The organism is Nocardia sp. NBC_01499, from assembly GCF_045040275.1.
Lineage (GTDB): Bacteria > Actinomycetota > Actinomycetes > Mycobacteriales > Mycobacteriaceae > Nocardia.
Window position 1 is genome coordinate 7,500,717 of the sequence record NZ_CP109426.1, and the last position, 22,914, is coordinate 7,523,630.

Sequence of the window (22,914 nt, forward strand, 5' to 3'; positions counted from 1 at the left end):
AAGGGGTTCACAGCCGAGGCCCGATCTCCCGGATGATCTGGACCAGCAGGTCTGCTTCCGGTTCGGTGATGCGCCAGTTGACGAAGGTCGGGCGCAGGGCGGTCATCCCTCGGTAGGTGGTGGTGCCGACGTAGACGCGGCCGTCGTCGAGGATGGCTTGGCCGAGGCGGGCATTGAGGGTGTTCAGCTCGGATTCCGGCACGCCCGGCGGGCGGTAGCGAAAACAGGTGACGCACAACTGAACTGGTGCCAGGAGCTCGAGGTCGGGTGCTTCGTCGACGACTCGTCCGAGGTGGGCGGCCACGTCCAGATGGCGTTCCACCATCTCGCGATATCCGGCGCGACCGTATGCCCGCAGTGTCGCCCAGATGGGGAATGCTCGTGCGCGGCGGGAGGATTCGGGGCCGTGCATGTTGTAGCTGATCTGTCCGTCTTCGAGGGTCGGCAGGTAGGCCGCGGCCCAGTTGCCGAACGTCTTGCCGAGCAACGAATTGTCCTTGACGAACGAAAACCCGCTCTCCTGCGGCACATTCAGCCACTTGTGCCCGTCGGCGGTGATCGAATCGGCCCGCTCGACACCGCGGGCGAGGTGCGCCGTGCGCGGCGAGACCGCCGCGAACAGTCCGAACGCGCCGTCGACGTGCAGCCATGCGCGGTACTGCTCGGCCAGGTCGGCCAGGTCGTTGATGGGATCGGAGTCGCCGGTGTTCACCTCGCCGAGGTTGCCGACGATCACCGCGGGCGCGCCATCGAGCTCGACCAGCGCCCGCTCCAGCGCCGCCAGGTCGATTCGTCCGGCATCGTCGCGGACGAAGGTGCGCAACGTATCTCGGCCGCACCCGAGAATCTGCAACGCCTTGCGAGTGCTGGCGTGCACCAGCCCGCTGGTCAGCACCGGCAGCTGCGGCAGCCCCGCCAACCCGCGAGCGACCACGTCCACCCCGTGCCGATCGGCCCACCAGTAGCGAGCCGCCGCCAGCCCGGTCAGGTTCGCGAAGGTGGCGCTCGGTGTGAGTACCGCGCCGAAGTCTTGCGGTAGACCGAATAGATCCTTGAGCCACCCGAGCACCACGGTCTCGGTGCTCGACGCCAGCGGGGAGCTCACCCACAGCCCGGCATTCTGGTCGAGCAGCGCGGTTATCCAGTCACCGGCCAGCGCGGCCGGAGTTGCCCCGCCCACCACGAGATGGAAGAAGCGCGGCCCGGCGGTGTGCACCGCCGCCCGCGTGCCGACCGCGAGCAACTCCTCGATCGCCGCCAGCGCGCCGCCGCCCTGCTCGGGCAGCGGGCCGCCGAGGTCGTCGATGAGCGGGTTGTGCGTTGCGTCGTGCACGAGCCGCTCCGGCAGACTGTCCAGGTACGGCCCCGCCGCCTGATTCACCAATGCCAGCGCGTGCGTAGTGAGGTCGTGTTCTTTCAGCGGATCAGCCATGCCCCACCGAACCGCGCGTCGGCCGCCTTTGTAAATAGCCAGTCGGCCAAGGTGATTGATCATCTGGACCGGTGCGGCGCGCCGAGGCGACACGCGATCTTCGGGCTGCGATCACACGATGCGGCAGCCGACAGCACGGCGTCGAAATTTGAGTGTCAAAGTAACTTGATAGGAGACTTCAAGTAGCTGGCTACACTGTCGTCCGTGACAGCGGACCTGCCTGAAGCGGACCTGGGTTATCGCCTGCTCGCCGAGCTTCGTACGGTATCCGACCAGCTCGACGCCGCGCTCGTCAGCGTCCTGCGTGAATTGGATCTCACCGTGCCGTCGGCGAACGTGCTCTGGCACCTCACCCCGGCGGCCGCGCTGCCGTCGATGTCCGAGCTCGCCCGCCGCACCTGCAGCGACCCCTCGACGGTCACCTTCATCATCGACAAGCTGGAGAAACGCGGCACCGTCGAGCGACTACCCGGACCGGACGACAAGCGGGTGAAAGTGGTCGCGCTCACCGCGGCCGGTGCGGCGCAACGCGAAAAGCTGGTCGACGCGATGACCGAGCACCTGCCGCTGCGCCGACTGTCGGCCAGGGAGCAACGTCAGCTGCACCGACTACTGTCGAAGGCCACTTCCAGCACCTGAGCAGTCACGAGAGCTATGCGCTATCAATGGGTTTCGCGATGGTCGTGCACGACCCGAACGAGAATCATTCTGGCGCTTGGTGTTACGAAACCCCCGCTAATCTGAACCCATGATCACGCTCAAGAAAGAAGACGGCGCCGCGGATCTCGCCGGTGTCACCAAGCTGAGTGTCGGGGTGAGCTGGGATCCTTCGGCGGGGACCAGCGGCGGGGCGCTCGGCTGGGCACGCCGCAAAAAAGGCGTCGACCTGGACCTGATCGCCATCCTCATGCAGGGTGCCGAGCCGGTCCGCTTCGCCGGACTCGACTCCCTCGACCCGCTGGGCAACAGCTCGGTGCTGCACAGCGGTGACGAGCAGACCGGCGCCGCCGCGGGCGATGACGAGACCGTGCACGTCACCTTCGCGGATGTGCCCGGCGGCATCGACTCGATCATCTTCGTCGCGGCCGCCTTCAAGAAGGGCAGCTCGTTCGACAAAGCCAACAACATCAGCTTCAAGGTCTACGACGCGAGCGGTGGCAGCAGCCAGCAGGTCGCCGACATCTGGCCGTCGCTGCTCGGCGCGGATAACGCCAATGCCGTCGCCCGCGCCTTCCGCTCCGGCTCCGCATGGCAGCTGGAAGTGCTGAACCGCAAGGGCAAGATCAAGCAGGGCGACAAGCAGGCACTGCTCCGCTTCGCGATGGCGTAGTCGCTATACATGAGCGTGCGGGGCATTTGGCGGGCCGGGGCGATGGCGCTCGCCCTGGTGACGATCGCGGCATGCGGCGGCAAGCCGGCGGCGCAGGACGATCCGTTCCGCTGGCTGGAGGAGCTCGACAGCCCGCGGGCCAAGGCGTGGGTCGACACGGAGAACGCCAAGACGCTCGGCGTGCTGGAGCGGGATCCGCGCTACGCCGACAATCTGGCGGCGGCCGAGGGGATCGGGAACGCACCCGATCGCATTCCGATGCCCGCGTTCTCTGACGGTGCGCTCACGAACTTCTGGCAGGACCCCGACCATCCGCGCGGCATCTGGCGGACCACCTCCGTCGCCGATTACGAGTCGCCACAGCCGAATTGGACAACGCTGTTCGATCTGGACGCACTCGCGCGGGCAGAGGGAAAGAACTGGGTGTGGAAGGGCGCCAACTGTGACTCGATCACCAAGAAGCGCTGCCTGATCTCGCTGTCCGACGGTGGTGAAGACGCCGTGACGCTGCGCGAATTCGATGTAGCCACCAAGAGATTCGTCGCCGACGGATTCGTGCTGCCGCGCAGCAAGCAGTACGTGACGTGGACCGACGACAATACGCTGCTGGTGTCGCGGGAATGGCAGCCGGGGGAGACGACCACCTCGGGTTATCCGTTCATCGTCAAACAGCTGCGCCGAGGCCAAAGCCTCACGGACGCAACCGAAATCACCCGTGGCGAGAAGTCGGACGGACTCGCGACCCAATCGCTGCTGCTCGACGACGGCAACGGGCGAAGGCTGAGTGTCATCCAGCGCAACCCCTCGTTCTTCGAACGTCGATTCAGCCTGCTCACCGCGTCCGGCACGACACCGTTCGCGCTGCCGCCGAAATCGGACCTGGCGGGTCTGGTCGGCAACCACATCCTGGTCTCGCTGCGGCAGGACTGGACCACCGAGGGCGCGACATTCCGCACCGGATCGCTGGTTTCGCTGAACGCGGACGAGGTGACCAAGGACCCGCAGCGGCTGCGCGCCACCCCGATCTACCAGCCCGGCCCGACGGAGACGCTGGAGGGCGTGCTTACCACCCACGACCACATTGTCGTCACGTCGCTGAACGACGTGCGTGGCCGCGCGACGGCCTACACCCCGCAGCCGGACGGCTCCTGGTCCGGCGCACCGGTGCCGTTGCCGGACAACGCAACCATCAACACCGTCGACGCCGACGCACGAGGCAGTGTCGCCTACCTGTCGGTCACCTCGTTCCTGTCGCCGACCGCACTGTGGAGCCTCGACACCGCGACCGGGCGGGTGCAGCAGGTGAAAACCACGTCGCCACAGTTCGATTCGTCGCGGTTCGTGGTCGATCAGCAGAAGGCCGTCTCGCCCGACGGCACCCAGGTGCCGTACTTCATCGTGCACGCCGCCGGAATGAAGCTCGACAGCACCACTCCGACCATCATCTACGGCTACGGCGGCTTCGGTCTGTCCCAAACACCCACCTACGACGGGCTTCTCGGCAAGCTGTGGTTCGAGCACGGCGGCGCGTTCGTGGTGGCGAACATTCGCGGCGGTGGTGAATTCGGCCCGGCGTGGCACGAAGCGGCGCTCACCACCAACCGGCAGCGCGCCTTCGACGATTTCGCCGTCGTCGGTAAGGATTTGATCGCGCGCAAGGTCACCACACCGCGGCGTCTCGGCATTCTCGGCGGCTCCAACGGCGGACTGCTGATGGGCGTCGAATTCACCCAGCATCCGGAGATGTGGAATGCGGTCGGCATCCAGGTGCCGCTGCTGGACATGATGCGCTACGAACAGATCGCCGCCGGCGCCTCCTGGGTCGGTGAATACGGCACGGTCGCCGACCCGGCCCAGCGCGCCTTCCTCGAATCCATCTCGCCCTACGCGCAATTGCGCTCGGGCGTGCGGTATCCGGAGCCGTTCGTCTGGACCACCACCAAGGACGACCGCGTCGGCCCGCAGCACGCCCGCAAGTTCGCCGCGCGGCTGGCCGAGCTCGGCACGCCCTACCTCTTCTACGAGGCCACCGAGGGCGGCCACGGAGCCGACGCCAATATCGACGAAACGGTACACACCAGCGTCCTCCAATACACCTACTTCATGCGCAAGCTGATGTAGCGGATCACTCGATGTGTTCGGTCTTCGCGACGGAGATCGGGTCGCCCGCGGTGAAGACGTCGAGCAGCATGTCCTCGTCGTGGTAGCCCGCCATGGCCGTCAAACCCTGTGTGGTGCGCGCGATCGCGTGCACGTGATCGCCGGACAGCGGATACTCGGGCACCTTTCGCCGCCAATGCACACAGAGCAGCGTGCCGTCCGATTCGAGGTGTTCGACGGCATGCGCGAAAGCCGTACGCAGGCTGGCGGAGTCGAGGTAGTAGCAGACCTCACTGAGCACGATCAGGTCGAAATGCTCGTCGGGCCACAGCTCGCCGAGGCCCCAGCGGCGGAATTCGACTGCGCCGCGCTCGGATTCGGGCAGCCGGTCGATGCGCTTGCCCGCCGAGTCGAGGGCTTGGGCCGCGATGTCGGTGCACACCAGTCGATCGCATCGGCCGGTGAGTTCGGCGGACAGGGTGCCGATCGAACAGCCCGGCTCGAACGCGCTGCGGTAGCGCGGCTTCGGTAGCGCCGCCATGGTGAGTGCGCGCTTGCGCTGCTCGTACCAGCGGGTGATGAAGCCCCACGGGTCCGGATCACGGGCGTACATGTCGTCGAAATAGTCTGCGGCCAAACGGGTCTCGCTCATACGAAGAACGTTTCCGTGTTGCCGGTGAACCGGTCGAGCACGTGCGGCGGCAGGATCGGCTGGTCGGCGGGGTCTGCCGACATCGGCAGGATCTGGCTGCGGAATTGCGAGATGGCGCGCAACTTCGCGTCGACCGCGGTGCCGGGCAACGTCAACGTGCGGGCGCGGCTGGCGGGGACGACGGGATGTTCGGGCGTCGCCCAGTGCCACATCCACACCGGGAATTCCAGCAACCGGGTCGCGGTGCCCGCACAGGCCGCAGCGGCGGCGCGGCCGACGGCCTCGTGGTCAGGGTGCCCGTCGCGCCGCCAGGTCGTCGCGCACCACGCGCCCGCATGGCCGCACTCGGCGAGAACCTCCGACAGCGCACCGGTCACCGCGGCCTCGTCGGCGGCGATCCTGCCGTCACCGATACCGAGCCGGATCGGCGGTTCGGCACCCAATTCCGCTGCGGCACGACGAGATTCCGCCACCCGCAGGTCGGCGAGTTCGCTCGGCGAACAGGTCGGCGAACCCGGATGCGACGCTTCGCCGTCGGTCACCGTGACGACGGTGACCGGCAGGTCGCGCGAGCGCGCCAGCGCGATCAGCCCGCCGACGCCGAGCACCTCGTCGTCGGGATGCGGTGCGACGACGATCAAGTGCCGCCACCCGGTGAGCGACAGTTCCGGGCGACGCAGGCGCCACCGGGCCCAGGCGCGCTCGGGAGTGCCACGGGCGGCTAGGTCGATCAGCGGTTCGGCAACCATGAGAACTCCTTTTCCGCGTAGTCACGGCCGAGAGCGGCCAGATCTCGCTCCGCATGACTCTGGCGGAGGTAGACGGTGAGGTCGGCGACGCGCCGCGCGTGTTCGGCGTCGGCGCACAGTGGACCGGCGCCCAGCGCGCGCCCGACCCGGTCGATGGTCGCGGTTGCCGCGTCCTCGACCACGGCCCGCACCGTCCTGGCGCGCAGCCGCGCGGTGCAAGCACGGTCGGTCGGGTCGGCGTCGATCTCCCGCGCGGCATCCGCCAAACACACTGCGGCGGCGTGCAATCCGCTCATGACGGCGCCGAGGTGGGCCAGCGCGTGCTCGTCGGTGGCGCGGTCGTGCAGGGTGCGGGCGACAGCGCAGGCGCCGCCGTACCAGCAGGCGGCCACGCCGATGGCACCGTGCCAGAAGCCCGGCCGGGTCAGATACGCGCCGGGTTCGCCGATCGGCTCGGCCACGGCATCGGTGAAATCCACTGCGCCGGAGTCGGATTCCCGCATCCCGACGGCGTGCCAGGTGTCCGGCACCGCGCGGATCGACGGCTGGGCGAGATCGACGGCGAACAACCTGCGCTCGTCCCCGGCCCGCGCGGTGACCAGGGCATGGGTGCAGATCGTCGCGCCAGAGCACCACGGTTTGCGCCCGTGCAGGGTCCAGCCGTCGGGCCCGAATGTGGCCTGTAGCACCGGCTTCGGCGGCTCGGCGGCCCACACGCCCCAGAGCTGGCTGCGCGCGACGGCGGCACCGCCGAGCTCGGCCAGAATCGCTGCGGCATCGGCGTGCGCCTCGACCATCCGCCCGACCACCACATTGCCGAACGTGAAGTCGGCGAGCGCGCGCCAGCGTTCGATGGTGCCGCCGGAACCGGGGAGCGCGAGCTCGAGCCGACCGGAATCCGCGAGCCGCCGCAGCGCGCTCGCCGTCGCGCTTGGCGTGGCCGGAGTGCTCAGGACCTCGGTCGGCGGCATCAGGCACTCCTGCTCTCGGTACTGTACGTATTCGCGAGTCGCCGCAAATGTGCGGCGAACCCTTGCGGTGCCCGCCCGACTCGGCGGGCGGAGGTGGTGACGCGGACGTCATCGGCCCACGTGATCCGTGCGCCATCGGCCGTCATGCGGGACACCAGGTCGACGTCCTCACCGGTCCGCAGGTGCCGGAAGCCGCCGATCCGCCAATAGGCGTCGGCCCGGAAGCCGAGATTCGCACCGTGCACGTGACCGTGCTCGCCGCTGGTGCGGTACTGCTCCTCATAGCCGTGCCGGACGGCGTCCGGGTGGCCCGCCCAACTCCGTACCCCGACGATTCCGGCAACCACGTCGCTGCCTGCACGGGCGTGCGCGAGCTGGGTACGCAACCATCTTTCCTCGACTTCGGAGTCGGCATCGGTTGTCGCGAACCAGGTTTCGGCTCCACAGGTCGCACCGGCGCGCGCGAACCCAAGCGCGCGGGCCGCGCCGACATTGCGCTCGTCGACCGCCATCACCTCGACAGCAGAGGTGGGCACCCGCGCGGAATCGTCGGTACACGCGTCGAGCACGAGTTGCACGCGGACCGGCACATCGACCAGCTCCGCCGCCCTGGCCAACGCCGATAGGCAGGCGGGCAGTAGCCGCTGCTCGTCGCGCACCGGAACGACAACCAGAATCCGCGCGACCGCACTACCGGACGCGGCGTCTTCGGGCCGGTCGGCGTGCGGGGTACGGACTCGGTCGCGAGGACGTGAGTCGGTCATGGCTCCCGGCTACCCTGCGGCGGATCGGGCAAACGGTCAGCGAGTCTCGATGTGGTGAATCTCGCCGGTCTGCTTGGGCTGCTGATCCGGGGGTATGACCGCCGAAGCGCGCCGTTGCGGCGGGCACGACCACAACAGGAGGACATCATGCTGGGTCTCGGGATCATCGGATGGATCATCATCGGCGGCCTTGCGGGTTGGATCGCCAGCAAGATCATGAAGACGGACGCCGAACAGGGCATCTTCCTGAACATCGTCGTCGGCATCGTCGGCGGCCTGCTCGGCGGCTTCCTGCTGAAGTTGTTCGGCGTCGACGTCAATGGCGGCGGCCTCTGGTTCAGCTTCTTCACCTGCATCGCCGGTGCGGTGATCCTGCTGTTCCTGGTTGGTCTTGTCACCGGTCGGCGAGTGTCGCACTGATCTGGGCCGCCGAGCAGACTAGGAAGAAAAGGAGCCGACTATGACCACGGTTGCGGAAATGATCGTCACCGCGCTGGCCGACGAGGGCGTCACCCAGGTCTGGGGCGTCGTCGGCGACGCACTCAACCCGATCACCGACGCCATCCGCCGCGAGGATCGCATCGAGTGGATCGGTGTGCGCCACGAGGAGGTCGCCGCCTATGCCGCGGGTGCTCAGGCCCAGCTCACCGGCACCATCGGGGTGTGCATGGGCACTGTCGGTCCCGGCTCGATCCATCTGCTCGGCGGTCTCTACGACGCGAAGAAATCGCATGCGCCGGTGCTGGCGATCTGCGGTCAGGTGCCGACCTCCGAAATGGGCAGCGAGTACTTCCAGGAGGTCGACAACGACGCGGTCTTCCGCGACGTCTCGGAGTTCACCGCGACGGTCACCAATGCCAGTCAAATGCCGCGGCTGCTCGAACAGGCCGTGAACGCTGCGGTGTCGCGGCAGGGCGTCTCCGTGCTGACCATTCCGGGTGACATCGGCGGGCTGAAACTCGACACCGACGTGCGCCCCCGGTTCGTCGCGCGCGACCGCACGACGGTTCCCGGCACGACCGAGATCGTGCAGGCCGCCGAGACGCTCAACAAGGCGGACAAGGTCACGCTGCTGGTCGGCATCGGGGCCAGGGAGGCGCGCGAGGAGGTGCTGCGGCTCGCCGAGCAGCTCTCGGCGCCGATGGTGCTCACCATCAAGGCGAAGGAAGGTCTCGAGCACGACAACCCGTACGCGGTCGGGCAGACCGGTTTGATCGGCAACCCCGCCGCCAATTCGGCGCTCGAGGACTGTGACGTGCTGTTCATGGTCGGCACCGATTTCCCCTACCGCGACTGGTATCCCACCGGCAAGACGGTCGTCCAACTCGACTCCCGGCTCGACCACATCGGTCGCCGCACCACCGTCGATGTCGCGTTGGTCGGCCACACGGGCCCGTCACTGCGCGAACTGCTGCTGAAGCTGGACACCAAGTCGTCCGACAAGCATCTGAAGAAGGCGCAGTCGGAGTACGAGCGCTGGCACGGACTCCAGCAGCGGCTGGCCGAACCAAAGCACGACCGCAAACTCCTCGGCCGGATCCGTCGGCACCTGGACAACCCGGACCAGCTGATCCGACCCGAAGCCGTTGCCGCCGCGGTCAACACCCATGCCGCCGACGACGCGATCTTCACCTCGGACACCGGCATGTCCACGGTGTGGCTGTCCCGATTCCTCAGCCTGCGCGGCTCGCGCCGGCTGATCGGCTCCTACAACTTCGGGTCCATGGCCAACGCCATGCCGCAGGCCCTCGGTGCCCAGATCCTCGATCGGGACCGTCAGGTCGTCGCCTTCTGCGGGGACGGCGGCCTGATGATGCTGCTCGGCGACCTGCGCACGGCGGTCACCTACGATCTGCCGGTCACGCTGGTGGTGTTCAACAACGGGCGGCTCGGCATGGTCAAACTAGAGCAGGAAGAAGGTGGCCTGCCCGAGTTCGGCACCGTGCTCGATAATCCGGATATCGCCGCGGTCGCGGCCGCGATGGGCCTGGAATCGCGTCGCGTGACCGACCCGGACGATCTGGACGAGGCGGTCGCGCAGGCCTTCGCGCAACGCCGCCCGGTGCTCCTCGATGTCGTCACCAACCCCGACGAGATCTCGATACCACCGAAGCCGACTTTCGATCAGGCATGGGGCTTCGCCATCGCCAAGGTGAAGGAGACGCTCGAGAGCCGCGCATGACGGCTCGCCCCCGGTCCGATCATCGGTGGATCCCATGACAAGTGTCCTCGGAATGGTTAGTGTCCGAGGACATTCAAAGGTGATCGGGTTGGGGCGCGGTGAGTTTGTTCGCGTCCCGGTGGGTCCCGTTGACCTGTTCGAAATCGGGAGAACGCGTGAGATTCACAAGAGCTGGTGCGCTGCTCGCCGCGGCGCTCATGGCCACAAGCCTGGGGCTGACCGCATGCTCGTCGGATGACAGTGGCGATGCCGACGTCGTCACCACGAACGGTGGTGAGCCGCAGAACCCGTTGGTGCCCACCAACACCAACGAGAACATGGGCGGCCGCGTCGTCGACCGGCTGTTCGCGGGCTTGAAGTACTACGACGCCAACGGCGGCGCGCACGACGAGATGGCGCAGAAGATCGAGACGACGGACCGGAAGAACTACACGATCACCATCAAGCCGGACTGGAAGTTCTCCGACGGCACAGCGGTGACGGCCAAGTCGTTCGTCGATGCGTGGAACTACGGTGCCCTTGGCACTAATGCTCAGCTGCAGAGCTACGTCTTCGCCCCGATCATCGGGTTCGACGAAGTGCAGGCGAAAGACGCCAAGGTGCAGACGATGTCGGGATTGAAGGTGGTCGACGACCACACCCTCACCGTGGCGTTGAAGCAGCCGTCGATCGACTTCGAGACCGAGCTCGGCTTCGCGCCGTTCTACCCGTTGCCCGAGGTCGCGTACAAGGATATGAAGGCGTTCGGTGAGAATCCGATCGGCAACGGCCCGTACAAGTTCGCGAAGAACGGTGCGTGGCAGCACAACGTCCAGATCGACCTGGTGCCGAACCCCGAGTACAAGGGCGGCCGGGTGCCCAAGAACAAGGGCCTGCGGTTCGTGATGTACCAGTCCTACGACACGGCCTACGCCGATCTGCAGGCGGGCAATCTGGACACCCTCGACGTCATCCCGGAAAGCGCGATGACCAGCTACAAAAAGGATCTCGGCGACCGCGCGATCAGCAAGCCGATCGCGTACAAGGTGAATATCGGTATCCAGAGCAATGTCCCGCACTTCGCGGGCGAAGAAGGCGTGCTGCGCCGCAAGGCCATCTCGATGGCGATCAATCGAGAGCAGATCTGCGAGAATATCTTCCACGGCGCCAGGATCCCGTCCCGTGACTTCACCGCGAGCACGCTGCCCGGGTTCAACGGGAACCTGCCCGGCTCCGAGTTCTTGAAGTTCAACCCGCAAGAGGCCAAGAAGCTGTGGGCGCAGGCTGACGCTATTTCCCCGTGGTCGGGCAAGTACGAGATCGCCTACAACACCGACGGCGGCCATCAGGGCTGGATCGAGGCCACGGCGAACAGCATCAAGAACACCCTCGGTATCGAGGCCATCGGCGCGCCGTATCCGACATTCAAGACCATCCGCGACGCGATCACCGCCAAGACCATCGGCAAGGCGTTCCGTGGCGGCTGGCAGGGCGACTACCCGACCATGCTGCAGTTCCTGACCTCGCAGTACTACAGCTTCTCCGAGACCAACAACGTCAGCTACAACAGCCCGGAGTTCGACGCCCTGCTCAACGCCGCGCTGGCCGCGCCAACCCTGGAGGAGTCCTACAAGATCGTGGCGCAGGCCCAGATGCTGCTGTTCAAGGACATGGCCGAAATCCCGGTGCTCGATTACAACGCTGCCGCAGGTCGTTCGGACAAGGTGAAAAAGGCCGAGCTGGCGTGGAACGGTTTCTTCGACTTCGAGAATATCGAGAAGTAGCGATTTGCTGTTCGGTGCCGAGGCCCGCTGACGCGCGAATGCGTCAGCGGGCCTTCGAGTTCGGGTATCAGCCCTGTGGGGTTGGTACGACGATCATTTCGGCGATGTTCACCCGCTTCGGGGCCGTGACGGAGTAGACGATCGCGTCCGCGATGTCGTCGGCGACAAGGATTTCCATCTCGCTGCGCCATCCGGCGAGAACGGTCTTCTGGTCCTCGTCGAGCATGCCGGCACCGAGTTCAGTGCCGACGAATCCGGGTTCGATGGTCCGGACGCGAACACCGCGCGGCCCGAATTCGGTGCGCAGGTTGCGGGTCAGGTGCGCGACGGCGGCCTTGGTCGCGCAGTAGACGCCGTAGTTGGGGAACGCGACGTGTCCGGCGATCGAGCCGACGTGCACCAGGTCGGCACGTTCGCCGTTGCTCGCCGCGGCGAGCAGATCGTCGATGAAAGCCCTTCCGGTGTAGAACAATCCGTTGATATTGGTGCCGACCATCTTGTCCCACTCGTCGGTCCGCGCTGACTCGAACGGTGCGCCGAGCATGACGCCCGCATTGGCGACAACGAGGTCGATCGGACCGAACGCCGCCCGCACGGTCGCCGCGGCGTCCAGCATCGACTGCTGTACCGCCACGTCGGCCGTGACCGCGAGCGCCTCGCCACCGATCTGGGCGGCCAACTCTTCGAGCCGATCCTTGCGCCGCCCGAGCAGCGCGACCTTCGCGCCGTCGGCCGCGAGCCGCTGTGCGGTGGCGGCGCCGATTCCACTGGACGCTCCGGTGACGACCGCGACGCGGCCGGTGAGGTTGTTTGTCATGACCACAACATTCGCGCTGGTCACGGACCCGTGCCAGGGTACGGACTTCCTGGTAGTGGCAGGGCCACCCAGCCGGCAAGCCCCTCACCTACCCTCGAAGTATGGACTCCGACAACCGACTGGGCGCCTTTCTCCGGGCACGGCGCGAGCTGGTGTGCCCGGCGGACTTCGGCATGTCCGGCGGCGGCCAGCGCCGGGTGGCCGGGCTGCGCCGCGAAGAAGTCGCGATGCTGGCTGGCGTGAGCGCCGACTATTACGTGCGGCTCGAGCAAGGACGGGACAAGCATCCGTCCGAGCAGGTGGTTGCCGCGTTGGCGCGGGTGTTCGCGCTCGACGAGGAGGGCGCAACGCATCTGCGCGAGCTGGCCCGCCCGGTGGTGCGGCGCAGGCGCGCGCCGCAGCGTCCCGAGAAGGTGAGTCCCGGCCTGCTCGCCTTGATGCAGGCGTGGCCGCAGACGCCCGCGCTGGTGCTCGGCAGGCATCTGGACGTGCTTGCCGCGAATCCCCTTGCCGCCGCGGTCAATTCGTGTTCGGTGCCGGGCGTCAACCAGGTCAGGATGATGTTTCTCGATCCGGAGGCGCGCGTTGTCTACCCGGACTGGGCTATGCACGCCGCGGAGACGGTGGCGAGTTTGCGGGCAAGCGCGGGCGATCTCGACGATCCACGGCTGACCGAACTCGTCGGCGAGCTGTCGCTCAAGAGTGACGACTTCCGCAGGTTGTGGGCGCGCCACGACATTCGGGGGAAGATCGCTGGAACCAAGCGCTTCCTCAATCCGCTGGTCGGGGAGCTGACGTTGTCCTATGAAACGTTCTCCGTGAACGGTGCGCCTGGGCAGTTGCTCATCGCGTATCACGCGGCACCCGGCTCCGAGTCCGAGCGTGGGCTCGCGCTGCTCGGCAGCATGGTCGCTACCGGGGATCCGGCCTTGCGGAAGTCACCCGCGCCGTCGTTGGATTAGCTCGTCGCGTCCGGTTGGTTCGATCAGTGGTCCGGTCGCTGGCGCTGGTAGCGGTGCCTGGAGATACTTCGGTCGTGGTTGCTCCGGGAACTTGATTCTCAGCGTTGGAGCTCGCGTATCGATATACGCTGCGAGTACCGGAAATGGTGCCAATTCGATTGCGGCTGGACCTGATTGGGGGCAATGGTGACCGGAGACGCAAGTGCACTGTTGGCTGCGGCTCGCGCCTTCGCGCCGGAAGTGGCGAAGCGACGACAGGAGATCGATGCGGCCAGGCAGTTGCCCGCCGATATCGTCGAACGGCTTCGTTCGATGGGCATCTACGCCATGGGATTCAGCGCCGAACTCGGCGGGCCAGGGCTGACCTCGCTACAGCAGATGGAGGTGTTCGAGGCACTCGCCTACGGCGATACCGCCACCGGCTGGTGCGCGATGATCGGCGCGGCGACGGGCATCTACGCCGGATTCCTCGACAAGCGGGTCATCGCCGAGCTGATGCCGACGCGGGACCTGATCACCGCCGGACTGATCTCGCCGTCCGGACGGGCCGTGCGAGTCGCCGGCGGCTATCGGCTGACCGGCCGATGGAAACTCGGCAGCGCCATCACGCACGCCGACCTCGTCGTCGCCGGTGCCATGGTGTTCGACGGCGACCAAGTCGCGACCGCCGACGGTGCGCCGATCGCCAAGATGTACTTCATGCGCCGCGATCAGGTTCAGGTCTTCGACACCTGGGACAGCACCGGCCTGCGCGGCAGCGGCAGCAACGATTACGCGGTCGACGATCTCTTCATTCCCGAGCGGCACTGCTTCGACTTCTACGAACCGAGAAGCGGCACAGGAAAACTCACCGAACCCGAGGCCCTTGCCAGGGTGATGCCCGGCATCCCGCTCGGCGCGACGCGCGCCGCACTGGACTACGTCCGCGATCTCGCGCGGGGCAAGGTCGTTGCGGCGACCGGGCAGAAGTGGGCGGATAACTATCGGGCCCAATACATTCTGGGTGAGTGCGAGATGGAATACATCGTCGCCCGCGGCGCTGTCGTCGACAGCCTGCGCACCCTGTGGGATGCGTTGGACGAGAACCGTTTTGCCGACCTGCCCGCGGACATCCGGATTCAGACCTTGCTGACCCGCACCCATTCGTACCGCGCCTGCCGCCGCATCGTCGCCCGCCTGTGCGAGCTGGTCGGCACGGATTCGATCTACAAACCGAGTCCCCTCGATATCTGGCTGCGCGATATGAGCACCATGACAACCCATCTCATGGCGCACGACCAGATGATCCAGACGGCGGGCGCGTTCCTGCTCGGCGGGAAACCGGAATTCCCGTTCGTGCTCGGCGTGCGTTAGGCGGTCGGTCGAGCGGCGGGTCTGCTGTCGGCAGACACCGGGGGATTCGAGGTGTCGGCGGGGATAGACCTGAGGCATGATCGAAACATCGCACCTGGACTACCGGGGACAACTAGCCGATCGATTGTTCCGCCATCGGACCATCCAACTGACCGGTGAGGTCGACGACGCGATGGCCGAGCGCGCCTGCAGTGAATTGGTGCTGCTCGCCAGTGAGGACAACAAGCGCGACATCGTCCTCTACATCAACTCACCGGGCGGGTCGGTGCTCGCCGGGCTCGCCATCTACGACACGATGAAGCTGATACCGAACGACGTGGTGACCGTCGCCGTCGGATTCGCCGCGAGCATGGGGCAGGTGCTGCTCGCCTCCGGTACCAAGGGCAAGCGAATCAGCTTGGCGCACAGCAGGATCATGATGCATCAGCCCTCCGCTGGCATCGGCGGCACCGCGATGGACATCGCGATCCAGGCGGAGAACCTGGAGTACATGAAGCTGCAGTCGGAGCAGATCCTCGCCGCGGAGACCGGGCATTCGCTGGAGGAGATCCGCGAGGACAGCGACCGTGACCGCTGGTTCACTCCGGAGCAGGCGCGCGACTACGGCATCGTGGACGAGATCGCCGCGGGCTTCGCCCAGATCGCACCATTCACCAACGCACACCGAGCGGGGTTGTGACCATGTCCCAGTACACGATTCCCCATGTCATCGAGCGCACCCCGAACGGCGAACGCTCCTTCGACGTCTTCAGCCGGTTGCTCAACGACCGAATCATCTTCCTGGGCACCGAGATCGACGACGGCGTCGCGAATGTCGTGATGGCGCAACTGCTGCACCTGGAGTCGGAGTCACCGGATCGCGAGATCAGCCTGTACATCAACTCACCGGGCGGCTCGAACACGGCGATGCTCGCCATCTACGACACCATGCAGTTCCTGCGGCCGCCGCTCGAGACCTACGCCATGGGTCAGGCGGTGTCGGCCGCGGCGGTGCTGTTGTCGGCGGGCACGCCGGGGCGGCGCTACGTCCTCAACCACTCCCGCGTGCTGCTGCATCAGCCGTCGGCGCAGGGGCAGGGCACCATCTCGGACCTGGCGCTGCAGGCGGCGGAGGTGATGCGGATCCGTTCGCAGACCGAGGCCATTCTCAGCAAGCACACCGGTCAGAGCGTCGACCAGTTGCGCAAGGACACCGCTCGTGATCGGGTGTTCACCGCGCAGGAGGCCGTCGACTACGGCCTGGCCGACGAACTGATCTTCACCCGCGACCGCTGACGCCTCAGGCCGCGAGCAGTTCGACGCGTGCCTCGGAGACCGGGCGGTTGAGATGCCGCAGCGCGCCCAGTCTCCGAGCGCCGCGGAAAAGCAGCACCTCGATCGACAATCCCAGCGCACCGCAGATCGAATGCAGCATTTCCGAGGAGGCTTCCTTGCGTCCCCGCTCGATCTCCGACAGATACTGCTTGGACATGCCGACCTCGGTCGCGACATCGGCCAGCGTGCGGTCCTGATCCTGCCGCTCGTCGCGCAGCACCTCGCCATACACGGAACGCAGCAGCGGCGACGCGGTATCGACCCGATCCCGGCGCGGCTCGGCCGTCGCGACCCGATTCCGGCGGTGCTCGCCACGGCGGTGCGCATCGAGATCGACTACGACGCCATCCTCTTCTGCTGCCATAGCGACGAGTCTTACACCTCGCGCCGCCGATCCGGACGATGTTCGCCCACGGCAGACAACGGCATGGCGAGGGGATTCGGCAGGCTCAGGCGCCGTTGCCGTCGATGTATTCGATGCCGGTGATGATGTCCGGATCGATCACGATCAGCTGACCGTCCAGCACCGTCTCCGGCTGCAGGTGGAGCTGGTAATGGGCGAGTTCCTGCTGGTCGGTGACCGTGTCGGCGACGCCGGTGATGATCACGCAGCGGCCGAGGTTGGTCTGGTGGTCGATGGTGTCGACCTCGTAGGCGACAACCTGTCTGTGCAGGGTGCGGATCATGGCCGGGTCCGCGGCGATCACGATGCAGCCGTCGACGATCGTGTGCCGGACAGGGCGAATCGCGGGTAATGCATGCCGCGAGAACGCGATACGGCCGAATCGGACGGTGTGCAGCAGGTCCAAGGAGTCCTCTACCGACAGCTCACGCGTCTCGCTTGCGCGGTGGGCGGGCATATGTCCATTCTTCCACCTGTTGCGGATCGGTTTCGGGGCATGGACGTCGATAGCGGAAATTGCCCGAGTATCCGTAAAATTAGGCATCGCCGGGAGTCCCGAAGCGCGGCTCGAATGTGGCGTCGAGCCACGTATGGATCGAGGAGGAGTACATGCCCTATTCCGCGCGGCTCGGCTACACGGGCAGACCGACACGCGTCCGCCTCCCGCACCGATCCGCCGAGCCTCCCCTCGAATCCGCCAGCAGCAGTGTGGAATTCACCGACGCCAGCGACCGCCTGGTCCGCCACCTGTTCGACGTCGGCCTGCAACTGCACCACGTACTCGACGCCATCGACCCCGTCGCCCAACCCCAGGTCCGCGACACCATCACCGCCCTGGTCGACGACCTCGACATGCTGATCCGCGACACCGGCCTCGCCATGCTCGCCCTGGCCAGCGAACGCCAGGCCCCCGCCCCGGCCGACGGCCAAATCCCCCGCCCCCGCCTGCGCCGCCGCTGACCACTGTGGGCCGCCGACCTGCGCTGTTACGCTGGTCCGCATGTCAGGTGGGGTGGCGGCTAACAAGACTGAAATCCATACCGCGGCGGATCGAGTCAGTCGATTGGCCGAGGGTTTCGCCGACGATATCGACGGACTGATGCGCAGAGCCCGTTCGGTGATCGGCGCCGAATGGCTCGGCGATGCCGCCGACACCCACCACACAGCATGGGAGGAATGGGAAGGCGGCGTTCGCCGGATCGTCGCCGCCCTGTCCGCGGACGCGGTGCTGCTGCATCAAGCCGCGGCGCGCTTCGGCGGGACCGACGACGGCTATGCCCAGGCATTACGCGGATTGGATCTGCCGTGAGCGGCCGCTATGTCGCCAACCTCGGCGAGATTCTGGATCTGGTCGACGCGGCCAAGCGCATCAGCGATCGCATTGATCAAGGTCTGACCGACACCGGACGGACCGTCGACGATTTGCACATCGGCTGGTCCGGTGACGCCGCCGCGGCGCACCGAGCCAAGCACGACGAATGGATGGCCGCCGCGCGGGAAATGCGCGAAGCGCTGGGCACCTTGGCCGCCGCCGCGCAGCGGGCGCACGACGTGTATTCGGCCAACGGCCAACATCTTCAGGGGATGTGGCCCGGGTGAGTCCGACCGCGACGATCAGCGTGCTGCCAGCGGCGTTCGGCCAGGCGGCTGGCACGTTTTCGGGTGGACGCGAATCCGCGGCACTCGGCATGAAGGCGCTTGCCGCGACCCTGGACGCCAACTGGGGCTGCGGCGGCACCGACACCAGCGGCCAGCGGTGGACCTCCAGCTACGACCCGGCCGCCTTCAAAGCCGTCGACATGGGCACCGCGATCGTGAACTCGCTCGGCAAGCTGCACGATCTGTTGCAGGCCAATAGCGTGAATCACGCCAACGCGCATAGCCAATCGTCGGTCAGCCCGAACCCGGCCGACGAGTTGCCGCTCCCCCCGGAGACCACATTCCTTCAGGCGCCGAAGTTCAAGGGCGCCTACGGCGGGCCGTCGGACGCACCGTTCGGCTGGGCGTTGATCAGCCGGTGGGTACAGGGCTATGTGTGGCCCAACGGCGATCCCGACAAGCTGCGAGCGGTAGCGACCGCATGGCGAACGGCAGCCGGGATCGTCACAGGGGCTGGCTACGGAATCCCAAGCGCTCGAACGATTATCGCCGACCAGAGTTCGCCCGAAGTCTCGCAGATCCTGACTCAAATCGACATCGTCGCGAACGGCATCACCGCCACCGTCGACCAGTTCTACAACCTCGCCTCGGCCTGCGACGACTACGCGCAGGCGATCGAAGACGCACACGGCAAGATCCTGGCGCTGCTCGCAGGGTTCGTCGGGACCGCGATCCTGATCGAAGGCGCCGGGTGGTTGCTTGCCGGTCCGCTCGGCGGTGGTGGTGGGGCCGCGCTCGCCGGTGTGCGGGGCGCGACGGTGGGCGGTGAGGTCGCCAGGGCTATCGAAGGTTTGGTCGTTGTCGCGGATGCGTCTGCGGTACGGCTGGCGGGTGTGGCGGTCGCGGGTGGCGCGTTGTTGCAGAATGTGCAGCCGTTGCTCGATGCGCAGCCTACGAAGTTCGATGCGAATACGCGTCCGGGTGGGGGTGAGCCGGGGCCGACGCAGGTGCGCCCTGGGTCTGAGGCGGGTGAATTCAATGGTGAGCAGGCGGCGCAGAACGCGCGAGACCGCCTGGCGAATGCGGGCGAAACGATCAAGAACAAGAGGAATGTCGCGGTCGCGCAGGCGGATATCGACGGGCAGTTCATACCTGCGGAGAGGTTGGAGTCGGTCAGCGGAGAGGCATCGCCGACAGGCACCGTGGAAGTTCCAAAGAATCCTGTCTTCAGGCCAACTGACGAATACGGTGAAGTCGTTCGTCCTACTGACTCCGAGTATAAGATTCTCGAGGAACTTGCGACTCGGCTGAAGCCCGATTCCAAAGGCGTGATCGACTTGTATACCGAGAATGCCCCCTGTAGGGCATGCGATAGTGTCATAAACCAGTTTTCGGCCAAATTCCCTGGAGTGAGACTGAATGTCACCTACACCAACGTTCCCCCCAACTGAGGAGAGTCTGCGGGAAGTTGAACGCTTCCGTCACGCACTGATCGATGCAGGCATCGCCACAGGTGACGACATTGCCGGTTGCACCGACGAAGAGATCGCTCGTGTTGCTGCCGTCGCGACGTTCCCCCTCCCCGACGAGTATGTGGCCTTCCTGAAGGTTCTCGGCCGGAAGGCGGGAACCCTGCTGCGTGGAAGTGCAATCTTCTTTCCTGAGCCCTTGGACGCATTCGAAGCCGCAGAGGATATCGCTGAAGGCCCGAACGAGAAACTGACGCTGCCGGATAGATTCTTCTTCGGCCATCATCAGGGATATAGGGTCTTCTTTTTTGAAAAAGGATCGCCAGCAGTCTTCTTTTACCAAGAAGGTCATCCCGAGGTCCAGAAGCTAGGTGAAACATTCCAGTCCTGGCTTTGGACAGTTCTCGAACGGTCTAAAGCGATAGACGAAGACAACAGGCGACTCCAGGCCGAGACCGAAGCCAAGCGGGCGCAGATGCGCGCCGAGGGGAAACTGTAGCGATGACCGAACTCGGTGACTGGGAGGCTCGGCAGCGCGCGACAGTCGCTGAACTCCAGCGAAAGACGCGCGCAGTCGAGACCGCGCTGAACCAGATACGCGTCCGGGTGTCCGCACGCAACGGTGAACTGGGCGTCACCGTGGACGCGAAGGGTCACGTGCTCGATATCCGACTTACCCCGCAGGCCCTCCGGCTCGGCGACGTCAAGCTGGCGCAGGTGCTGGTGGAGACGATCAGGCAGGCCGAGCAAACGGCCGCGCGCCAAGCGAGCGAAGCGGCGGCACCGTTGACGGGTGATCCGCGTATTGCGGCAACATTGTCGGCGTCGCGCGCACTGCGCGACAGATAGCGACCGGCGTCGGGACACCCTGGGTGTCGGCGGGGGACTGGATGGAGGGACTGCTGTGGTAGCGATCGACGTTGAACGGTCGGTGCGTGGGGGTGGGGCTCGCGGGGCGTGGCGAGGAGTTGTGGAGCGTGGGCTCGGCGGGGTGCCGCCTACAGCGTTGGTGCTGGCGGGGATCGTCAGTGTGCAGGTGGGGGCGGCGCTGGCGAAGCAGCTGTTCGCGACGACGGGGGCAGCGGGGGCCGTCAGCATTCGGTTGGTGTTCGCGGGGATTGTGTTGCTGGTGTTCTGGCGGTCCTCGTTGCGGATCGGGTGGCGCGCGGTGCCGGTGGCGCTGGCGTATGGCCTGGTGCTCGCGTTGATGAATCTGTCGTTCTATGAGGCGATCGATCGGATTCCGCTCGGGATGGCGGTGACGATCGAGTTCCTCGGACCGCTCGCCGTGGCGTTGGCGGGATCGCGCCGCTGGACCGATCCGGTCTGGGCGGTGCTGGCCGGGGGCGGGGTGGTGCTGTTGACCCAGGCCGACGCCGAGGTCGAATGGGTCGGGGTGTTGCTCGCACTGGGTGCGGGCGCGTTGTGGGCGACGTACATCTTGTTGAGCGCGGCGCTCGGCGAGCGGACCAGCGGCGGGGGTGGGCTCGCGATCGCGATGGCGTTCGGCGGCGTATTGATGGTGCCGGTCGGCATCGTCGACGCGGGCAGTTCGCTGCTCGAACCCGCTGTTCTCGCGGTGGGATTCGGGGTGGCGATGTTGTCGTCGGTGCTGCCGTACTCGGTGGAACTGGAGGCGCTGCGGCGGATTCCGCCTCGTGTATTCGGGGTGCTGATGAGCCTGGAACCCGCGGTGGCGGCGCTCGCCGGAGTGATCGTGCTCGGCCAGTTCATGAATATCCCGCAGTGGGTGGGCGTCATCTGCGTGGTTGCCGCTTCGGTTGGTGCTACGCGCACGGCGGACAAGGGTTAACGGACGGCGGAGGTGCGCCCGGTGGGCGGGATCGGGGGTCGACGGGGGTTCGCGGGGCGTGTTACGACGGGCGGCGTGAATCCGATCGGACCGCTCGGCGCTGCCGACGAAGGTTTTAATCATCAGATCGTCGATACCGTTGCCACGGTCGGCACCAGTGACTTGGCATGGACCGAGAAGGTGTGCGCGATGGCGTGTGCGCCGGATGGGTCGGTGCAGCTGGGATTCGGGTTGGGGCAGTACAAGAATCGCAATGTGCTCGACGGGTATGCGGGGATATCGCGGGGCGTCGAGCAGGTGACGGTGCGGGGGAGTCGGACGCTGGCGCCTACGCCCGAGGCGCTGTCGGTGGGGCCGATCGAGTACGAGATCGTGGAGCCGCTGCAGCAGATTCGGTTCAGCTTGGCGGAAAACGATTGTCAGCCGGTGGCTTTCGATTGGGTCTTCGAGGCGGCGCTGCCCGCGCAGCTGGAGGATCGCACGCATATGCGGCGTGGCTATCGGGTGATGTCGGATTTGGTGCGCTATCACCAGATCGGTACCGCGTCCGGGTGGGTCAGTATCGACGGGGTGCGGACCACGTTCGAGGACTGGGTGTCGACCAGGGATCACTCGTGGGGCGTGCGTTACGACGTCGGGGTGCCGCTCGGTGATGTGGAGTCGATGGATCTGCCGCCGGAGGTTTCGTTCCGGATGATCTGGGCGCCGATCCTGATGACCCGCCAGGACGGCTCACGCTATGGACTGCACCTGCACTACCAAATCGTCCAGCTGGACGGGTTTTTCAGCAAGACGGTGATGGGTGGGGTTGAGCATGCGGACGGCCGGTTCGAGAAGTGGAAGGACCTGGTGCCCGATCTGTCCTTCGATCCGGACAATCGGCGGCTGCGTGGTGGCGAGATCCAGGCGACGACGGAGGACGGCAAGGAGCGGGTGCTGACACTGGAAGCCGTGTCGGACACCGGGTTTCATCTCGGCGCCGGGCTCTATTTCGGATTCGAAGGGCGACACCACGGTTCGTGGCTCGGGCCTGGTCTGCACGTGGACGGCGAGCGGATCGAGGACTGCTCCACCTACGAATCCGCTCGCCGCCTACATCAGATCCGCGACACCGTGGTCCGGGTCACCGATTCCACCGGTGCGACCGGTGTCGGTAACTGTCAGCCGATCATCACCGGTGGTGACGAATCCCTTGGGCTGACCAAGGACTCGTCGTTCATGTGAATCGCGGCGCCGGAATC

26 protein-coding genes are annotated in these 22,914 nt (G+C 66.3%); 18 read left to right on the forward strand and 8 right to left on the reverse strand.

The window, feature by feature from the left end; all coding sequences use genetic code 11:
• Positions 1–7: 7 nt before the first annotated feature.
• Complete coding sequence (locus OG203_RS34425) at positions 8–1,432, reverse strand: pyridoxal phosphate-dependent decarboxylase family protein (RefSeq protein WP_405161385.1); 1,425 nt, start codon at positions 1,430–1,432, stop codon at positions 8–10.
• Positions 1,433–1,636: 204 nt separating this feature from the next.
• Between OG203_RS34425 and OG203_RS34430 the strand changes: the two genes are divergently transcribed.
• From OG203_RS34430 to OG203_RS34440, 3 genes are all read left to right on the forward strand, one after another.
• The gene (locus OG203_RS34430) at positions 1,637–2,071 is read left to right on the forward strand and encodes a MarR family winged helix-turn-helix transcriptional regulator (protein WP_405161386.1); all 435 of its coding nucleotides are present in this window, start codon (positions 1,637–1,639) and stop codon (positions 2,069–2,071) included.
• A gap of 109 nt (positions 2,072–2,180) precedes the next feature.
• The gene (locus tag OG203_RS34435) at positions 2,181–2,762 is read left to right on the forward strand and encodes a TerD family protein (protein ID WP_405161387.1); all 582 of its coding nucleotides are present in this window, start codon (positions 2,181–2,183) and stop codon (positions 2,760–2,762) included.
• 9 nt (positions 2,763–2,771) lie between these two features.
• Positions 2,772–4,883 carry a prolyl oligopeptidase family protein gene (locus tag OG203_RS34440; protein WP_405161388.1) on the forward strand — a complete coding sequence of 704 codons (2,112 nt, stop codon included), beginning with the start codon at positions 2,772–2,774 and terminating at the stop codon, positions 4,881–4,883.
• A gap of 4 nt (positions 4,884–4,887) precedes the next feature.
• On the opposite strand, the gene OG203_RS34445 is transcribed toward OG203_RS34440, so the two are convergent.
• From OG203_RS34445 to OG203_RS34460, 4 genes are read right to left on the reverse strand one after another with little or no spacing between them, the layout of a single operon-like run.
• On the reverse strand, positions 4,888–5,514 hold the full coding sequence (locus OG203_RS34445; protein WP_405161389.1) for a class I SAM-dependent DNA methyltransferase: 627 nt from the start codon (positions 5,512–5,514) through the stop codon (positions 4,888–4,890).
• Entirely contained in the window at positions 5,511–6,263 is a 753-nt protein-coding gene (locus OG203_RS34450) for a PIG-L deacetylase family protein (protein WP_405161390.1), read from the reverse strand. Before OG203_RS34450 ends, OG203_RS34445 begins: the two co-directional genes overlap by 4 nt.
• Positions 6,245–7,234 (reverse strand): acyl-CoA dehydrogenase family protein, encoded by a 990-nt coding sequence (locus tag OG203_RS34455; protein WP_405161391.1) that lies wholly within the window; start codon positions 7,232–7,234, stop codon positions 6,245–6,247. The genes OG203_RS34450 and OG203_RS34455 overlap by 19 nt, the downstream gene beginning before the upstream one ends.
• Complete coding sequence (locus tag OG203_RS34460) at positions 7,234–7,998, reverse strand: glycosyltransferase (protein WP_405161392.1); 765 nt, start codon at positions 7,996–7,998, stop codon at positions 7,234–7,236. Before OG203_RS34460 ends, OG203_RS34455 begins: the two co-directional genes overlap by 1 nt.
• Positions 7,999–8,145: 147 nt before the next feature.
• Between OG203_RS34460 and OG203_RS34465 the strand changes: the two genes are divergently transcribed.
• The 3 genes from OG203_RS34465 (at position 8,146) to OG203_RS34475 (ending at position 11,943) form a co-directional block, all read left to right on the forward strand.
• Positions 8,146–8,418 (forward strand): GlsB/YeaQ/YmgE family stress response membrane protein, encoded by a 273-nt coding sequence (locus tag OG203_RS34465; RefSeq protein WP_405168102.1) that lies wholly within the window; start codon positions 8,146–8,148, stop codon positions 8,416–8,418.
• 40 nt (positions 8,419–8,458) lie between these two features.
• Positions 8,459–10,180: a thiamine pyrophosphate-dependent enzyme gene (locus OG203_RS34470; protein ID WP_405161393.1), complete on the forward strand. Its 1,722-nt coding sequence runs from the start codon at positions 8,459–8,461 to the stop codon at positions 10,178–10,180.
• Positions 10,181–10,377: 197 nt separating this feature from the next.
• Positions 10,378–11,943 (forward strand): ABC transporter substrate-binding protein, encoded by a 1,566-nt coding sequence (locus tag OG203_RS34475; RefSeq protein ID WP_405168103.1) that lies wholly within the window; start codon positions 10,378–10,380, stop codon positions 11,941–11,943.
• Positions 11,944–12,010: 67 nt separating this feature from the next.
• On the opposite strand, the gene OG203_RS34480 is transcribed toward OG203_RS34475, so the two are convergent.
• Positions 12,011–12,760, reverse strand: a complete 750-nt coding sequence (locus OG203_RS34480; RefSeq protein ID WP_405161394.1) for an SDR family oxidoreductase — start codon at positions 12,758–12,760, stop codon at positions 12,011–12,013.
• Positions 12,761–12,861: 101 nt separating this feature from the next.
• Between OG203_RS34480 and OG203_RS34485 the strand changes: the two genes are divergently transcribed.
• From OG203_RS34485 to OG203_RS34500, 4 genes are all read left to right on the forward strand, one after another.
• Positions 12,862–13,722 (forward strand): helix-turn-helix transcriptional regulator, encoded by an 861-nt coding sequence (locus OG203_RS34485; RefSeq protein ID WP_405161395.1) that lies wholly within the window; start codon positions 12,862–12,864, stop codon positions 13,720–13,722.
• Between the two features lie 186 nt (positions 13,723–13,908).
• Positions 13,909–15,075, forward strand: a complete 1,167-nt coding sequence (locus OG203_RS34490; RefSeq protein WP_405161396.1) for an acyl-CoA dehydrogenase family protein — start codon at positions 13,909–13,911, stop codon at positions 15,073–15,075.
• 76 nt (positions 15,076–15,151) lie between these two features.
• Positions 15,152–15,754 carry a ClpP family protease gene (locus tag OG203_RS34495; RefSeq protein ID WP_405161397.1) on the forward strand — a complete coding sequence of 201 codons (603 nt, stop codon included), beginning with the start codon at positions 15,152–15,154 and terminating at the stop codon, positions 15,752–15,754.
• 2 nt (positions 15,755–15,756) lie between these two features.
• On the forward strand, positions 15,757–16,350 hold the full coding sequence (locus OG203_RS34500; RefSeq protein ID WP_405161398.1) for a ClpP family protease: 594 nt from the start codon (positions 15,757–15,759) through the stop codon (positions 16,348–16,350).
• 4 nt (positions 16,351–16,354) lie between these two features.
• On the opposite strand, the gene OG203_RS34505 is transcribed toward OG203_RS34500, so the two are convergent.
• On the reverse strand, positions 16,355–16,753 hold the full coding sequence (locus OG203_RS34505) for a helix-turn-helix domain-containing protein (RefSeq protein WP_405161399.1): 399 nt from the start codon (positions 16,751–16,753) through the stop codon (positions 16,355–16,357).
• An 85-nt stretch (positions 16,754–16,838) separates the two neighbouring features.
• The gene (locus OG203_RS34510) at positions 16,839–17,249 is read right to left on the reverse strand and encodes a pyridoxamine 5'-phosphate oxidase family protein (RefSeq protein WP_405161400.1); all 411 of its coding nucleotides are present in this window, start codon (positions 17,247–17,249) and stop codon (positions 16,839–16,841) included.
• A 152-nt stretch (positions 17,250–17,401) separates the two neighbouring features.
• On the opposite strand from OG203_RS34510, the gene OG203_RS34515 reads away from it, so the two are divergent.
• The 8 genes from OG203_RS34515 (at position 17,402) to OG203_RS34550 (ending at position 22,897) form a co-directional block, all read left to right on the forward strand.
• Positions 17,402–17,752 (forward strand): hypothetical protein, encoded by a 351-nt coding sequence (locus OG203_RS34515; RefSeq protein ID WP_405161401.1) that lies wholly within the window; start codon positions 17,402–17,404, stop codon positions 17,750–17,752.
• 40 nt (positions 17,753–17,792) lie between these two features.
• On the forward strand, positions 17,793–18,101 hold the full coding sequence (locus tag OG203_RS34520) for a WXG100 family type VII secretion target (protein ID WP_405161402.1): 309 nt from the start codon (positions 17,793–17,795) through the stop codon (positions 18,099–18,101).
• Positions 18,098–18,391 carry a WXG100 family type VII secretion target gene (locus tag OG203_RS34525; protein ID WP_405161403.1) on the forward strand — a complete coding sequence of 98 codons (294 nt, stop codon included), beginning with the start codon at positions 18,098–18,100 and terminating at the stop codon, positions 18,389–18,391. The genes OG203_RS34520 and OG203_RS34525 overlap by 4 nt, the downstream gene beginning before the upstream one ends.
• Positions 18,388–19,842 carry a deaminase domain-containing protein gene (locus OG203_RS34530; RefSeq protein ID WP_405161404.1) on the forward strand — a complete coding sequence of 485 codons (1,455 nt, stop codon included), beginning with the start codon at positions 18,388–18,390 and terminating at the stop codon, positions 19,840–19,842. Before OG203_RS34525 ends, OG203_RS34530 begins: the two co-directional genes overlap by 4 nt.
• A complete protein-coding gene (locus tag OG203_RS34535; protein WP_405161405.1) occupies positions 19,811–20,359 on the forward strand; it encodes an SMI1/KNR4 family protein in 549 nt (182 codons plus the stop codon). The genes OG203_RS34530 and OG203_RS34535 overlap by 32 nt, the downstream gene beginning before the upstream one ends.
• A gap of 2 nt (positions 20,360–20,361) precedes the next feature.
• A complete protein-coding gene (locus tag OG203_RS34540; protein WP_405161406.1) occupies positions 20,362–20,709 on the forward strand; it encodes a YbaB/EbfC family nucleoid-associated protein in 348 nt (115 codons plus the stop codon).
• A gap of 121 nt (positions 20,710–20,830) precedes the next feature.
• Positions 20,831–21,673 (forward strand): EamA family transporter, encoded by an 843-nt coding sequence (locus OG203_RS34545; RefSeq protein WP_405161407.1) that lies wholly within the window; start codon positions 20,831–20,833, stop codon positions 21,671–21,673.
• A gap of 75 nt (positions 21,674–21,748) precedes the next feature.
• Positions 21,749–22,897, forward strand: a complete 1,149-nt coding sequence (locus OG203_RS34550; protein ID WP_405161408.1) for a hypothetical protein — start codon at positions 21,749–21,751, stop codon at positions 22,895–22,897.
• Positions 22,898–22,914 lie beyond the last annotated feature (17 nt).